Here is a 13494-nt window from a genome sequence, read left to right on the forward strand (position 1 = left end):
GGATCAACGTCAAGCCCGGCTTCGGCGCCTCGGGCTTCTACTGGCACTCGGACTTCGAGACCTGGCACGCCGAGGACGGCCTGCCCAACATGCGGGCCGTGTCCGTCTCGATCGCGCTGACCGAGAACTACGACACCAACGGCGGGCTGATGATCATGCCCGGCTCGCACAAGTCGTTCGTCGGCTGCGCGGGCGAGACGCCGAAGGACAACTACAAGAGGTCCCTGCAGATGCAGGACGCCGGCATCCCCTCCGACGAGGTGCTGACGAAGCTGGCCGACCGCCATGGCATCAAGCTCTTCACCGGCAAGGCCGGCTCGGCGACCTGGTTCGACTGCAACGCGATGCACGGCTCGGGCGACAACATCACCCCGTACGCGCGCAGCAACGTCTTCATCGTGTTCAACAGCGTGGACAACACGGCGCAGGAGCCCTTCTCAGCTCCGATCCGCCGGCCCGAGTTCATCGGGGCACGCGACTTCACACCGGTGAAGTAGGGGCAGACGCAGGTCAGGTGGGGCGGGACGCATCACGCGTCCCGCCCCTTCCGCATCCGGTGTTCCCGGACCCGGACGGAACACCGTGCGCGGCTGTGCGACATCACGCACTCGCCGGACATGAACCCAGGTGGTCGGCTCCCTGGTCACCGGGCAGGTGCGGGCGTACGACCTGTTGCGGATGTTCGGCCGCGAGGGACGCCCCACCCCGCTGGGCACCGCGTTCGCCGAGTACGGGCGGATCGCCAGGACCCCGCACCTGCTGCGCGGTCGACGACACCTACCGACGGCAGATGAACCGGCAGCTCACTGTGCAGGAGTCCCGCCACAAGTCGCCCGGGACATCCGCCACGGCAAGCGCGGGCAGGTCATCAGGCGTACCGCACGGGACAGGAGGACCAGCTCGGCGCGCTCGGGCTGGTGCTGACTGCCGCCGTGCTCAACGTGCTCGGCCGCTACAGCTTCCGCTCCTCCACCCCGGTCGGCGGCGGCCTGCGCCCGCTGCGCGACCCGGCAGCGCCGGAGCTGGACGAGGACGACGACGGGCAGGAGTGAGTATCAGGAGCCGGCCGAGCCCGACCCGTGACCGGTGTTCAGGTATCGCTCCGGGCGGCAGAACTTCGCCTCAAGCAGATCGGTGAAGATCTCGATGGGGCCGTCCCAACCGCCACCGTTCCAGTCGCCGTTGACGTTGGTGGTGACTATCTGTTCGCCATCGCGTGCGCCGTAGGCGTAGGACCACGAGCCGAAGAGCGCGCCTCCCATGCCCCAGACCGTTTCCCCGCAGGGCAGTCTCACTGAGGAAACGCCGAGGCCGTAGGCGGCGTCAGGAATCCAGTCGCGGGTGGGCACGGTGGTGAACATGTCGCGTTGTTGGTCCGGTGGCAGTATCCGGCCCCCCAGCAGGGCGCCGAAGAACCCGTTGAGGTCCCCGGCGGTGGAGATCATGCCGCCGGCTGCCCAGAACATGGATGAATCGAGCTCGGTCGCGTCGTGGACCGGCGCGCCAGGGTCGGTCTGGAACAGCTTCGTGTAGTGCCGGGAATGTGGCCCCTGGATCGTCGGGTCGCTGCCGTGCGGCAGGTACGTGCCAGTCAGGCCGAGTGGGCGGGAGATCCGCTCCGTGATCTCCTCGGCGAGCGCGCGGCCGGTGGCCCGTTCGATAATCATGCCTGCGAGGACGTAGTTGGTGTTGGAGTATGCCCAGCCCGAACCCGGTGTCAAGGTGGGCGGATGGGACATGGCGATCTGCACCAGTGACTCGGGCGGGTGTGTCTCGTAACGGTTCAGTGCTTCCTGGTCATCGGTGTAGTTGAAGATCCCGCTGGTGTGGTTGAGCAGCATCCTGATGTTCGCCCTGGCACCGTCGTGGTGATGGCCATGGACCACGCCGGGCAGCCACTGTTCCGCGGTGTCATCCAGGCTCAGCCTGCCTTCCGCCGCCAGCTGCAGCACGACGGTGGCCACGAACGTCTTGCTGATGCTGCCGATGCGGAACCGGTCCTGCGGTGAACGCTTGCGGCCGGTTCGGGTGTCGGCCACTCCTGCGGTCCCGAACCACTGGCCGCCGTCGTAAACCTCAGCAAGAATGCCGGGGAGGCCGCCTTGGATCACGGCCTGCTGAAGTACGTGCTGAACCGCCTCGTAACCCTCGGCCCCTGAGGCCGGCGCGGGCTCAGATACCGCACCCCCTGCTTCGGCCGGTTCGGCGCCCGGTCGGCCGCTGTCTGTATGAGTGGTGTGCTGGCGCATGTGGTCCTCCTTGTCGTGTGTGTCCCGTGGATGACTGCCCGGCCCCTCTCCACGGCGTGATTCACTGGCCCACCGGCTCTCAGTACGGGCTCAGCGCCCAGCGCAGTGTGCGATCCATCGCGCACGCCTACCGGACCCACTGCACATCACGGCAAGGGCAAGGCCGCGGGCGAACCGGCCGGGTCAACAGATTCCGGTGGTCACTGCTTCTGACTGGTGAGCGCCTGCTGTACGCGGTCCGCCAGCTCGGCCTGATCGATACCGGCCAAGGCGAGAGCACGTGGCACGGTGCCGATGTGAGCCTGCAGGATCCCGAGCAGCAGATGCGCTGACCGCAGGTTCTTCTTGCGAGCGGAGGCGAAGCTGCGCTCCAGTGCGAGTCGTGCGGACGCACCCATCTTGGGCTGCTGGGAAGCGCGGCTCGACCCGGGAAGGCCACACGTGGCCGGAGACACTCCAACCATGCTCAGGCTGTGCTCGAATTCTCGATCCAGGGCATCGCGGACGGCAGCGCGATCGAGTCCGGCCGAGGCCAGGACCTGCTGAGCGGTAGACCCCTTATCGGCGGCGAGCGACAACAGGAGATGGTACGCGTCGATCGTCGCCGACCCATCATCCTGAGCTTCGTCCATCGCCCGCACGATGACCGCGTGCAGGTACTTGTCAAACGCGCTCATCGCCGCGCCTCCTCAGCTTGACTCCGGCGGCGATGAGCCGCTTGGCGTGCTTCTTGTGGACGGCTTGGCGGGTGACACCGAGCGCCTCGGCGACCTGTGGCCAGCTCCAGCCCGCCCGCATGGCCTGCTCGACAGCGGCGTCCTCCAGTTGATCGGCAAGGCGCCGCAACGCCACGACACCCGCCAGGGCGTCAGCGGGCTCAGGGGGGATGGAATTCTTGCCTGCGGACATGCAAGCAACTGTAGTTGACTAACGAAGTTAGTCAACTACAGTTGCTCATAGCTGGGGCAGGGTACGGCGATCCGTCGGAGCGTCGTGGCGAGGGCCGCCCTGTCGTCGAACGATCGAATGACGGCAGGGCCCGCAGGCGCCCAATGGGCCCGGACATTCCTGCGTACGCATCGGAGCTGGCAGACAGTGCCGTCAGGCGCGGAGCCATCACCGCTGAGCAGGTTCAGGAGCGGGTGCGGACCGTCGAGCAGCGGCAGGCCTCACTGGCTCGGGCCGCTCCACCGATGGTGCTCGCATTCCTGGACGAGAGCTGCATCCGTTGCCCCATCGGCGAACCGGACCTCTGGGAAGCGCAATTGGCACGGCTACCCGACTTCGCCGAACACCGTGCTCCAGGTCGCGCCTTACTCCATGGGAGCGCGCCGTACTTGCGACCTGTCCCTGTACATCCTGACGATGCCGGACCGATCGCTCATGTCGTACGCCGAGTCCGCCCAGCGTGGCGAGCTTGAACGCGAAAGCGCGTTCGCCCTGCCCATGCGCCGTCCTGATCCTGCCCACCGCCTCCTTCGCCTCCTTCGTGGACGGCGTCAGGGCAGGAGCGTTCGGTGAGGCCTGAACGGCAGTTCACCACAGGCCTATTGCTAGGCTCCCACTGCCGATCATGGTCGTGATCGTGCCCGCGGCGGAGAGGTGGGGGCCGTATGCGAACAATGCACAGGACCACGGCGGTGACACTGACGTGTCTGCTGGCCGGGGTCGCGCTCGTCGGATGCGGTGGTGGCGAGGACGACACCGCGAAGACGTCGGCGGCGGATCTGCTCGACGAGGCCAACGCCAGGATGGGCGAACTGAAGTCCGTGACCATCAAGATCACCAACGAGGTGGGTGACGACACGGTGACATGGCGGATGACCACCGACCTGAAGAGCCGGTGCCAGGTGGAGAACACCTTCTCCAAGAGCGGCACCCTGGAACAGATCCGGATCGACGAGACGGACTACGTCCGCCCGGACAAGAAGTACCTGGAGGCCTGGAGCGGCAAGGACCTCGGCGCCGCCAAGCCGGGTGCATGGGCCAAGGTGCCCGTCGCCAGGTCGGAGCCGGGTGACGGGCTGTCCCAGTGCACCCGGCCGTTCGAGTCGTTCGGCACGGCGACGAAGGGCGAGGCCACCCGCATCGGCGGTCGGGAGGCGCTCGGTCTGCACGTGACCGATCCGGCGGACAAGGAGGGGAAGTACACCTTCTACGTCGCCACCGAGGGCGAGCCGCATCTGCTGAAAGCCGTGTACAGGGGCGGGAAGCAGGTCACGACCACGTCGTTCGGCGACTTCGACGAGCCGCTGGACATACGCCCGCCCGCGTCGGCCGAGGTGCTGGACATGAGTGACGTCACCGGCTGAGAGGGCTTGTCCCGTGACTGGCAGGCCCGCACCGAGCCGGTATCGAACTGTGTCGGTGGCATGGTGGAAGGCTCGCGGAGTGCTGATCGAGGGATACGACGACGGCCCGCTGACTGCCGGGGAGCCACTGCTCACTCGACCGGGCTTCTGGTCGAACCACCTTTTGGCGATGTGCGGTGCGGGGACAGGCGCTGAGCGTCCCGTTCCCGAGTGGTTCGGCGATGACGGCGCCGATACCGACGCCTGCGCCGAGATCCTCTTCGATCCCGAAGGCTGGCCGGTGTTCCGGGTACCTGCGGCAGACGGCCCCGGAGCCGTGGTGGTCTACCGCAACCTGGTGGGCGACCACGGCACCGACTACCTCCTCACCCGTCCGGGCCGGAGCTACGCGCAGCGGATCGCCGGCGGATACGGAGAGTTCTCGGGGAGCGGGCTGACATGGCACGAACTGATCCGCATGGCCGACAGCCCCGCTCCCGGGGCCGACGGTGTCGAGGACTCCGCCGCCCGCCTCCTGCTCGTCCTCCCTCTTCTCGACGGCCTGGACGTGCCGGAGACGGGGCAGGCCCGACTCAGTGACGCGCTGACCGCGGCAGGTGCCCCACAGGCCACCGCTCCGAACACGGCGAAGCGTCTGCTCACCCACTTGGTGGGCCGGCGGTGGCACGATCTCACATGGGATTCACCGCTGAGCGACCGCTGAAGGGCGCCACCGTCGTGCGGCCACCTGCGAGCGACCCGGAGAGGGTCCGTGGGCCGGGTCAGGCGGAGGGGCGATCGCGGTGCCGATCCGTGTGCCCGGGCTGTTGCGGGCATCGCGTTGCCGCGTGGGGCGAATCTCGCCTCCCCGGGGGGCGCGGGGACTTCAGCAGTGGCTCATTGGATCAGGTCGGTATGCGTGTAGCACGTCGGGCAGACGTAGAGCTGCAGATGATTCGCGTCGGAGACCTGGATACCGGGCGGGTTCGACACGTCGTCGTCGTCGAGCACGGCGATGGCTTGGTCCTCGTACGGGACCCAACCCCTTCTGTGGTCACGACACTCGTCCGAGGCGATGGTCAGCAACGGGCTCATCGCGGCGCCACAGTTGACGCAGAACCGGGCGATGGGATCGGTGAGGCCCCACGGGGGCCAGCCACCGACCTTCCATCCGGGGGCGACGGACAGCTCGTGGGAATAGAACTCCTCCGGAGCGGCCTCATAGGAATCATCCATCTCGACACCGGCCGCCTGCCACGCGCTCCAGTCGCTCAGCTGCTGCTGCAACTCCTTGCCCAACTCCAGGAAGTTCGGGTACTCGGTGACTTGCTCCGGTGCGAGCACGCACGGCTCCGGCGTGTAGCCGTACTGCGCCTCGGTCGGTCTGGGCGGCGCGGCGAGGACGTAGGTGACGTCGGCGGCGGTTCGCCAGAACAGCTCGGTCGGAGGCTTGTACTCCGGCGGGTGCTCCAAGGGACACCACAGCACCTGGAGCAGATCGGTCCGTCCTGGCGGCCGCAGCAGGGGCACGTCGCGCGCGTACAGCTGGGCCACCGGCAGAAGGGGAGAGACCGGGCCCTCGTGCCACTTGTCGCAGTACAGCCATGGCTGCCCGGCGGGCCACAACAGCGGCCCGCCGACCGAACTGTCGTACGGCGACGGAGAACCGGGGCGGGGATGCAGCCGGGTCGTTGTGCGTGCCAGCGAGGCCAGTTGAGGGAAGGCCGCAGCGACGTCGAGCGGACGCGGTGGGGTGGTACGGATGGCGTTCACGGCGGCGATCCTGCCAGCAGCCTCTGACAGGAAGACTCCTACGGGTGCAGAACGATCTTTCCCACATGATCCCTGCGGGCGAGCTCCTCCTGCGCCTGAGCGGCCTGCTCCAGCGGGAACGCAGCTGCGACCACGGGCTGGATCTCGGCACGACGGGCCAGATCCATGAGGAGGCCGAAGTGCCTCGGCGTGTGCATCGAGGAGCCGATCACCTGTGCGTTGTGCAGGTAGAGACGGCGCACGTCGAAGGTCACGTCGTACCCTCCGAGTGCACCGGCCACGACCCACCGGCCACCTTCGCGCAGCAGGGGCAGCCCCTCATTCACCAGATCCCCGGCGACGACGTCGAGTGCGAGGTCGATGCCTTCCGGGGCGGCAGAGCTGATCTGCTCGGCGACGTCTCGTGCGCGGTCGATGACGACGTGCGCACCCGCCTCGCGCACCGCGTCGATCTTGGATCCGCTGCTGATCGCGAGCACCCTCGCACCGCGCGCACGGGCGATCTGGATCAGTGCGATACCGACACCGCCGGAGGCCCCCGAGACCAGGACGGTCTCTCCCTCTCGCAGCCGGCCACGCTCGATCATGCCCAGCGCCGTGCCGTAGGCGGTCGGCAACGTCGCGAGCTGATCGTCCGTGAGCGGGGATTCCGTCACGTCGTGCACCCGTACCGCCGGCGCGGTGACGTACTCGGCGTAACCGCCGTCGCGTTCGCTGCCCATCAGGCCCACCGGGTTCGCGTCCGGACCCTCGGTGTCGTAGCTCGCCGGGTCGACGACCACCCGGAGGCCGACGAGGTCCCCGTCCACACCGGCGCCCACCGCCACGATCCGGCCGGCCACGTCGGCGCCCTGGATACGTGGGAAGCCGATCGGGCCCCGCCAGCCCGACAGCGCCTTCGGGTCTCCCGGACGGCCGTAGGCACCCTCGCGAGTCCACAGGTCGGTGTTGTTCAGCGCTACCGCGCTGACCTGGACCAGTGCCTCTCCTGCCTGCGGTGCAGGCACGGCCACCTCCGTCAGCTCAAGAACCTCCGGTCCTCCGTGCTCCGCGATCCGCACTGCGCGCATGATCTCGGGCGTACCCATCACTCGATCTCCTCACAGGTATACTGATCTGTAAACATTTCCACGGTACACCGACAGTGAAGAGGCGCCCCATGCAGGAAGCACGGCTCATGACGCCCGCCGGCCGGCGCATCGTGGCAGCTGCCGAGGAGCTGTTCTACGACCGCGGGATCACAGCGGTCGGCGTGGATCTGATCGCTGAGCACTCAGGGGTGACCAAGCGGACCCTGTACAACCAGTTCGGTTCGAAGGACCACCTCGTGGCGACCTACCTCGCTGAACGTGACCAGCGCTGGCGATCACTCGTGCGCGCTGCGGTCGACGCCTGCGACAGCCCCGTCGAGGCCGTCACCGCACCCTTCGAGGCACTGCGGACCTGGGGCGGGACCAACACCCGTGGATGCGCGTTCATCAACGCACTGGCCGAAATCCCGGACGCCTCGCATCCCGCGTACCTCATCGCCACGAACCAGAAGCTCTGGCTGCTCAACCTTTTCGAGGAACTCGCCACCGAGGCGGGCTGTTCGGGCCCCGCCCCCCTCGCCGCCCAGCTCCTCGTGCTGCACGAGGGCGCTCTCGCCACGCAGCCGCTCCCGCTCGACACCCTCTCGGAGAGCATCGGCCTGGCACGAGCTGTGGTCCGAGCCGCCTCGTGAGCCCTGCCCGGCCGTTCAGCCCGCTGGACCTGAGGCCTGGTCAGCGGCGACAGTGGCGCCCATGACTTCGCTCGTACAGCACATCACCGTCGACTGCGCCGACGCCTACAAGCTGGCCGGCTTCTGGGCCGAGGTTCTCGGCTCGCCCCTGTCCGACGACGACGCGCCCGGTGATCCCGAGGCGCTCGTGGAGGCGCCGGGGGCGGCGCTGCTCTTCGTCACGGTGCCGGAGTCCAAGAGCGCCAAGAACCGGATACACCTGGACGTCCGGCCTGAGGACCGCACCCGTGACGAGGAGGTCGAGCGGCTGCTGGCCCTCGGCGCCACGCTGGTCGCCGATCACCGCAAGCCGAACGGGCGGGGCTGGGCGACCCTGGCCGATCCCGAGGGCAACGAGTTCTGCGTGGAGTGCGGCACGCGGGAACGCGCGGCGCTGACCGGCGCCCGGCTGCCCGTCACCGCCGACGACGTGACGCTGGCGGTACGGCTGGCGGTCGACACCCTCGCGAAGTCCCCGGCGGACAACTGGCGTATCCCGGCGGGTTCGTTGACATGGAGCTGCTGGGAGACCGTGGAGCACCTGAGCGACGACCTCTTCGCGTACGCCGTCCAGCTGGGGGGACGCAGGCCCCCTCAGGACCGTGAGGTGCCGTACCGGTACGCGCCCGAACGCGAGGGCGGCCCCCGGAACTCGATCTTCGCGAACCCGGAGGCGGGAACCTCCGGACTGCTCCAGACTCTGGAGACGAGCGGCGCCCTCCTGACGGCGATGGTGCGGACGACTCCCTCAAACGTGCGCTCCCACCACGTGTTCGGGCTCTCCGACCCTGAGGGCTTCGCCGCGATGGGCGTCGTGGAGACCCTCGTGCACACCTACGACGTCGCCGCCGGGCTGTCGCTCTCCTGGACGCTGCCCTGGGACCTCTGCGACCGGCTGCTGGCCAGGCTCTTCCCCGACGCCCCGGCCGACGAGGACCGGTGGGCCGTGCTGCTCTGGTGCACCGGCCGCGCCGATCTGCCGGGCCGCGACCGTGTCACGTCGTGGAAGTGGCACGGTGCGCCGCTGGACCGGTGAGCCGTACGCGGGCCCCTGAGCTGCGCGGCGGCGACGGAGACCGGCCATATACCGGCCGGTTGCGGCCGTCGGCAGGGGCCGGATCGGGAGACGCCGGTAGCGTCACGCCCATGGAACAGCCGACCGGCACCGCCCTCACCGATCAGGCACCGGCAGACCCGGCGGCCACCGACGACGCCCTGGCCACGCAGCCCATCGGATACTGGAGCGGCCTGGCCCACACGGCCGTCACGCGCCATCTGCGGGACGCCATGGCCAGGATCGACGTCACACAGCCGCAGTACTGGGTGCTCAACCGGGTGCACGGCGGGACCGGTGCTCCCACCCGCGAGGAGATCGCCGACCAGCTCACCCCCCTTGCCGACGGACCGCAGGACATCTCCAGGGTCGTCGACCAGCTGCTCCACCGCGGCTGGCTCAGCGAGGAAGGGCAGCGGCTGGGCCTCACCGCCGACGGGGAGGCCGCGCGGGCGCGGCTGCGTGAGCTGGTGACCGGGCTCCGCGCCGAGGTCCACCGGGGCATCAGTGACGCGGAGTACGTGGCGGCGCTGAAGGTGCTCCGCACGATGGTGGCCAACATCGAGGGCCCGCGCACCGTCTGAACACCCCTCCCGCCGCCGGTCCGGCCCGCCGTGTGCGGTCCGGACCGGCGCGGACGCCTACCGGTGCGAGAACCAGGCCGCCGCCGGGAGCAGCGTGCCGTCGTAGTCGAACACCGCCTGGTTCTCCCACGCGTTGCCCGACGCCGGGTCGGCCGGGTCCCAGCCGCTGCCCTTCACGGCGGTCCAGGCGGGCTCCCAGTACACGGCGCCCAGCCCCCGCCCGTTCGGGACGGCCTCGACGACGTTCATGACGTCCCGCAGGTTCGCCGCCTGGCCGGCGGGGGTCGCCGGGTAGCCGGTGACCAGCTGGCCGGCGGTGGCGACGTTGTTCTCCAGGCCGTCGTCGTCGGCAAGCGTATGGGCGTAGGCGGTCTCGGCGACCAGCACCGGCTTGCCGTAGCGGGAGGCGGCGTCGTCGAGGTTGGTCTGGAGCTCGGACAGCGAGCCGTGCCAGTAGCCGTAGTACGAGAGCGCGATGACGTCGAACGGCGCTTTCTGCGCCACGGCGTTGTCGAACCACCCGCGGGTGCCCTCGTTGTCGCCGCCCTCGGCGAGGTGCAGCGCCACCTTCGTACCGGAGGAGACCGCCTTGGCGGCGTCCGCTCCGGAGGTGATCAGTCCCGCCAGCTGTGACCAGTTGTCGGTGGAGCCCTCGGGCCAGAGCATTCCGCCGTTGATCTCGTTGCCGATCTGTACCATGTCGGCCGTGGTTCCCTGAGCCTTCAGGGCGTTCAGCACGTCGTAGGTGTGGTCGTGGACGTCCTTCTTCAGCTGTCCGTAGCCGTGACCGGCCCAGGCGGCGGGCTTGATCTGTTTGCCGGGGTCGGCCCAGGCGTCGGAGTAGTGGAAGTCGACGAGGGTCTTCATCCCGAGGGCCTTGGCGCGCTTGGCCATGGCGAGGACGTGGGCCTTGTCGTTGTAGCCGTCGGCCGGGTTCACCCACACCTTGAGGCGTACGTAGTTCATCCCGGAGCTCTTGAGGATGCTCATGGCGTTCCCGGCCGTGCCGCTCGCGTTGCGGTACGTCGCGCCGTACGCCTCGTTCTTCGGGAGGGTGGAGAGGTCACCGCCCTTCACGCTCAGCCCGGTGCTTCCCCGGCCGAAGGTGATGTCGTCGAAGTTGGCCCAATCCCCCGCGTGCGCGTCGGAGTTGAGGCTGATGGTGCAGGCACCTCCGGTCACCTTGACGGAGGTGACGAGGCGGATCCAGTCTCCGTTCACGGTCGGCGGCAGGTCGGTGCGCTGCTCGGCCGCCCCGCAGTTGCGCAGGGCGATGTAGGCGGAGTTCTGGCCTCCGCCGGAGCGGACCCAGGCACTGAGCGTGTACGTGCCGTCGGTGAGGCCGCTCAGGTACTGGTAGGTCTCGACCTTGTACGCCGAGGCCGACCAGTGGCTGAGCCGGGTGCTGCCGCCGTGGCCGCCCGCCTCGGTGAAGGAGGCGGCGTTCTGTCCGCCGGCGGAGTACGTCGACCAGCCGGTCGCGCCCGACTCGAAGCCGGTGTTGACGGGGGTGGTGGCCGCGTGGGCGGCCGTTGCGGGGAGCGCGGCGAACACGAGGCCGGAGAGTGCGGCCACCGCCCCGGCCGCCTTCGCGCGGGTGTGCGTCGTTCCGTACATCGTCGATGTCCCTTCGACAGTTGTGCCGGGGTGGGCGCCTCAGCGGTCGAGCCGTACGACGCGGACCGCGCCCGCCGGAACGGCGAGCTTGTCCATGGCGGGCTCGCCGGTGAGGAGTTCGGTGCCGGGGGCGCCCAGGGCCACCCCGGCGTCGGTGTCGCTGTGGTTGATCGCGAAGAGGTAGGTGCCGCTCTCGCCGGTGCGGCGCACGACCTCGACGTCGTACGGCAGGTCGCTGCGGGGCTCGATGCCCGCGTCGCCGGCCGCGCGGTCCAGGACGGCGTCCAGGTCCGGGCCGGAGAGCCGGGTGGAGATGTACCAGGCGCTGCCCTCGCCGAGCCGGTTGCGGGTGACGGCGGGCCTGCCGGCCGGGATGCCGTCGGCGTACGACCAGGCGGTCTCCGCGCCGCGCGGGATCACCACGTCGGACCAGAGGTCACCGGTCAGCTCCGGTCCTGCGGGGGCGCCCTCGGGGGTGACCAGGCGGACGGTCCCGCCCACGCCGAGCGGGGCGAACTCCTCGACCGTCAGGCCGAGCACGTCCCGGAGCGCGCCCGGGTAGGCCCCTGGGTGCACCGCGTCGTCGGTGTCGACGATGCCGGAGAAGTACGAGACGACGAGGGTGCCGCCGTTCTCGACGTACCGGCGCAGGTTGCGGCCCGTCTCCTCGGTGGCGAGGTAGAGGGCGGGGACGACGACCAGGGGGTACGCGGACAGGTCGGCGTCGGGGTGCGCGAAGTCCGCGGTGAGGTGCCGGTCGTAGAGCGAGGCGTAGAAGGTGTCGGCGCGCTCACGGGCGTCGTGCTCCTCGCTCGGGCGCCACTCCAGGCCCTGCGCCCACCAGGACTCCCAGTCCCAGAGCATCGCCACGTCGGCCACGGTCCGGGTGCCCCGGATGCCTTCCAGCAGGCCGAGTCCGGCACCGAGCGCGCTCACCTCGCGCCAGATCCGCGAGTCGGTGCCGGCGTGCGGGACCATCGCGGAGTGGAACTTCTCGGCGCCGCGCCGGGACTGCCGCCACTGGAAGAACATCGCGCCCTCGGAGCCTCGGGCGACGTGCGCGAGGCTGTTGCGGGCCATCTCGCCGGGGCGCTTGGCGGGGTTGCGTGGCTGCCAGTTGACGCCGCTGGTGGAGTGTTCCAGCAGCAGCCAGGGTGCGCCGCCCGCCACGGAGCGGGTGAGGTCTGCGGCCATGGCGAGGTTGACGTGGGTGCGGCGGCCGTCGGTGATCAGGTAGTGGTCGTTGGAGACGATGTCGACCTCGCGGCCCCAGGCCCAGTAGTCGACGGACTCGCACTGGCTGAGGGCGGTCATGAAGTTGGTGGTGACCGGGATGCCCGGGGCGAGCCGGTGCAGGATGTCGCGCTCGGCGGTGAAGTTCTCCCGCATGGTGGCGTCGGCGAAGCGGGCGTAGTCCAGCTGCTGGGCGGGGTTGCCGACGGTCGGGGTGGTGCGGGGCGGGTCGATGTCGTCGAGGGTGCGGTAGCGCTGACCCCAGAAGGCGGTGCCCCACGCCTCGTTGACCGCGTCGGCCGAGCCGTGACGGGCCTGGAGCCAGCGGCGGAAGTGCGCGCCGCAGCTGTCGCAGTAGCAGGCACTGACGGGGACGCCGTACTCGTTGTGGACGTGCCACATCGCGAGGGCGGGGTGGGCCGCGTACCGGCGGGCGAGCTGCTCGGTGATGTTCGCCGCCGCCGCGCGGTAGGGGGCGGAGCTGTGGCAGATGGCGCCGCGTGACCCGAAGGCGTGGCGCACGCCCTCACGACTGACCGGGAGGGCTTCGGGGTGGGCACGGTAGAACCAGGCGGGCGGGGCGACAGTGGGGGTGCCGAGGTCGGCGCGGATGCCGTTGACGTGCAGCAGGTCCAGGAGGCGGTCGAGCCAGCCGAAGTCGTAGGTACCCGGCTCGGGTTCCAGCAGCGCCCAGGAGAAGATCCCGACGCTGACCATGGTCACGCCGGCTTCCCGCATCAGGCGTACGTCCTCGTGCCAGACCTCTTCGGGCCACTGCTCGGGGTTGTAGTCGCCGCCGAAGGCGAGCTTGTGCAGGCCGGCCGGGTAGGCAGCGGATTCTGAGTGTGACATGGAAGCTCCTGGCTCTTCGGGACAACTTCTGGGAACGTGCACACACACTCTCGGCGGCGCAGAGCCAACATAACCGCAC

At 69.5% G+C, this 13494-nt stretch carries 13 protein-coding genes and 2 pseudogenes; 8 read left to right on the top strand and 7 right to left on the bottom strand.

Features of this window, described 5'->3' with window-relative positions; all coding sequences use genetic code 11:
* Together ACWD04_RS13020 and ACWD04_RS13025 are read left to right on the top strand one after the other, a co-directional pair.
* The coding region (locus ACWD04_RS13020) for a phytanoyl-CoA dioxygenase family protein (RefSeq protein ID WP_451131155.1) at nt 1-497 on the top strand (497 nt) is incomplete at its 5' end.
* 124 nt (nt 498-621) lie between these two features.
* Nucleotides 622-1052, top strand: a pseudogene (locus ACWD04_RS13025) (Tn3 family transposase); the annotation flags it as partial.
* 3 nt (nt 1053-1055) lie between these two features.
* On the opposite strand, the gene ACWD04_RS13030 reads toward ACWD04_RS13025, so the two are convergent.
* The 3 genes from ACWD04_RS13030 to ACWD04_RS13040 all read right to left on the bottom strand — a co-directional run bounded on the left by ACWD04_RS13030 (nt 1056) and on the right by ACWD04_RS13040 (nt 3158).
* Complete coding sequence (locus tag ACWD04_RS13030) at nt 1056-2249, bottom strand: serine hydrolase domain-containing protein (RefSeq protein ID WP_451131157.1); 1194 nt, start codon at nt 2247-2249, stop codon at nt 1056-1058.
* Between the two features lie 200 nt (nt 2250-2449).
* On the bottom strand, nt 2450-2926 hold the full coding sequence (locus ACWD04_RS13035) for a Clp protease N-terminal domain-containing protein (RefSeq protein WP_451131159.1): 477 nt from the start codon (nt 2924-2926) through the stop codon (nt 2450-2452).
* A complete protein-coding gene (locus ACWD04_RS13040) occupies nt 2913-3158 on the bottom strand; it encodes a hypothetical protein (protein WP_451131161.1) in 246 nt (81 codons plus the stop codon). The genes ACWD04_RS13035 and ACWD04_RS13040 overlap by 14 nt, the downstream gene beginning before the upstream one ends.
* A gap of 158 nt (nt 3159-3316) precedes the next feature.
* Here ACWD04_RS13040 and ACWD04_RS13045 point away from each other — a divergent pair.
* The 3 genes and pseudogenes from ACWD04_RS13045 to ACWD04_RS13055 all read left to right on the top strand — a co-directional run.
* Nucleotides 3317-3698, top strand: a pseudogene (locus ACWD04_RS13045) (Scr1 family TA system antitoxin-like transcriptional regulator); the annotation flags it as partial.
* 164 nt (nt 3699-3862) lie between these two features.
* Nucleotides 3863-4561 (top strand): hypothetical protein, encoded by a 699-nt coding sequence (locus ACWD04_RS13050; RefSeq protein ID WP_451131163.1) that lies wholly within the window; start codon nt 3863-3865, stop codon nt 4559-4561.
* Nucleotides 4562-4640: 79 nt separating this feature from the next.
* Nucleotides 4641-5264: a hypothetical protein gene (locus ACWD04_RS13055; RefSeq protein ID WP_451131165.1), complete on the top strand. Its 624-nt coding sequence runs from the start codon at nt 4641-4643 to the stop codon at nt 5262-5264.
* Nucleotides 5265-5437: 173 nt separating this feature from the next.
* Here ACWD04_RS13055 and ACWD04_RS13060 read toward each other — a convergent pair whose 3' ends face one another.
* Both ACWD04_RS13060 and ACWD04_RS13065 read right to left on the bottom strand, forming a co-directional pair.
* Nucleotides 5438-6313 (bottom strand): hypothetical protein, encoded by an 876-nt coding sequence (locus tag ACWD04_RS13060; protein ID WP_451131167.1) that lies wholly within the window; start codon nt 6311-6313, stop codon nt 5438-5440.
* Nucleotides 6314-6351: 38 nt separating this feature from the next.
* The gene (locus ACWD04_RS13065; protein ID WP_451131169.1) at nt 6352-7401 is read right to left on the bottom strand and encodes a zinc-binding dehydrogenase; all 1050 of its coding nucleotides are present in this window, start codon (nt 7399-7401) and stop codon (nt 6352-6354) included.
* Nucleotides 7402-7472: 71 nt separating this feature from the next.
* Here ACWD04_RS13065 and ACWD04_RS13070 point away from each other — a divergent pair, with 71 nt between their 5' ends.
* The 3 genes from ACWD04_RS13070 (at nt 7473) to ACWD04_RS13080 (ending at nt 9713) form a co-directional block, all read left to right on the top strand.
* Nucleotides 7473-8036: a TetR/AcrR family transcriptional regulator gene (locus ACWD04_RS13070; protein ID WP_451131171.1), complete on the top strand. Its 564-nt coding sequence runs from the start codon at nt 7473-7475 to the stop codon at nt 8034-8036.
* A 61-nt stretch (nt 8037-8097) separates the two neighbouring features.
* On the top strand, nt 8098-9111 hold the full coding sequence (locus tag ACWD04_RS13075; protein WP_451131173.1) for a VOC family protein: 1014 nt from the start codon (nt 8098-8100) through the stop codon (nt 9109-9111).
* A 110-nt stretch (nt 9112-9221) separates the two neighbouring features.
* Nucleotides 9222-9713: a MarR family winged helix-turn-helix transcriptional regulator gene (locus tag ACWD04_RS13080; RefSeq protein ID WP_451131175.1), complete on the top strand. Its 492-nt coding sequence runs from the start codon at nt 9222-9224 to the stop codon at nt 9711-9713.
* A 57-nt stretch (nt 9714-9770) separates the two neighbouring features.
* Here ACWD04_RS13080 and ACWD04_RS13085 read toward each other — a convergent pair whose 3' ends face one another.
* Nucleotides 9771-11330 carry a glycoside hydrolase family 53 protein gene (locus ACWD04_RS13085; RefSeq protein WP_451131177.1) on the bottom strand — a complete coding sequence of 520 codons (1560 nt, stop codon included), beginning with the start codon at nt 11328-11330 and terminating at the stop codon, nt 9771-9773.
* A 39-nt stretch (nt 11331-11369) separates the two neighbouring features.
* The gene (locus ACWD04_RS13090; protein WP_451131179.1) at nt 11370-13415 is read right to left on the bottom strand and encodes a beta-galactosidase; all 2046 of its coding nucleotides are present in this window, start codon (nt 13413-13415) and stop codon (nt 11370-11372) included.
* Between the last annotated feature and the right edge of the window lie 79 nt (nt 13416-13494).

The sequence above is a fragment of the Streptomyces sp. NPDC002911 genome, from assembly GCF_053591835.1.

Excerpts from the sequence above, each read along its gene's own strand:
- ACWD04_RS13090 (WP_451131179.1), bottom strand. The coding sequence starts at position 13,415 with ATGTCACACTCAGAATCCGCTGCCTACCCGGCCGGCCTGCACAAGCTC.
- ACWD04_RS13030 (WP_451131157.1), bottom strand. The coding sequence starts at position 2,249 with ATGCGCCAGCACACCACTCATACAGACAGCGGCCGACCGGGCGCCGAA.
- ACWD04_RS13080 (WP_451131175.1), top strand. The coding sequence starts at position 9,222 with ATGGAACAGCCGACCGGCACCGCCCTCACCGATCAGGCACCGGCAGAC.
- ACWD04_RS13035 (WP_451131159.1), bottom strand. The coding sequence starts at position 2,926 with ATGAGCGCGTTTGACAAGTACCTGCACGCGGTCATCGTGCGGGCGATG.
- ACWD04_RS13050 (WP_451131163.1), top strand. The coding sequence starts at position 3,863 with ATGCGAACAATGCACAGGACCACGGCGGTGACACTGACGTGTCTGCTG.
- ACWD04_RS13070 (WP_451131171.1), top strand. The coding sequence starts at position 7,473 with ATGCAGGAAGCACGGCTCATGACGCCCGCCGGCCGGCGCATCGTGGCA.
- ACWD04_RS13085 (WP_451131177.1), bottom strand. The coding sequence starts at position 11,330 with ATGTACGGAACGACGCACACCCGCGCGAAGGCGGCCGGGGCGGTGGCC.
- ACWD04_RS13075 (WP_451131173.1), top strand. The coding sequence starts at position 8,098 with ATGACTTCGCTCGTACAGCACATCACCGTCGACTGCGCCGACGCCTAC.
- ACWD04_RS13040 (WP_451131161.1), bottom strand. The coding sequence starts at position 3,158 with ATGTCCGCAGGCAAGAATTCCATCCCCCCTGAGCCCGCTGACGCCCTG.
- ACWD04_RS13065 (WP_451131169.1), bottom strand. The coding sequence starts at position 7,401 with ATGGGTACGCCCGAGATCATGCGCGCAGTGCGGATCGCGGAGCACGGA.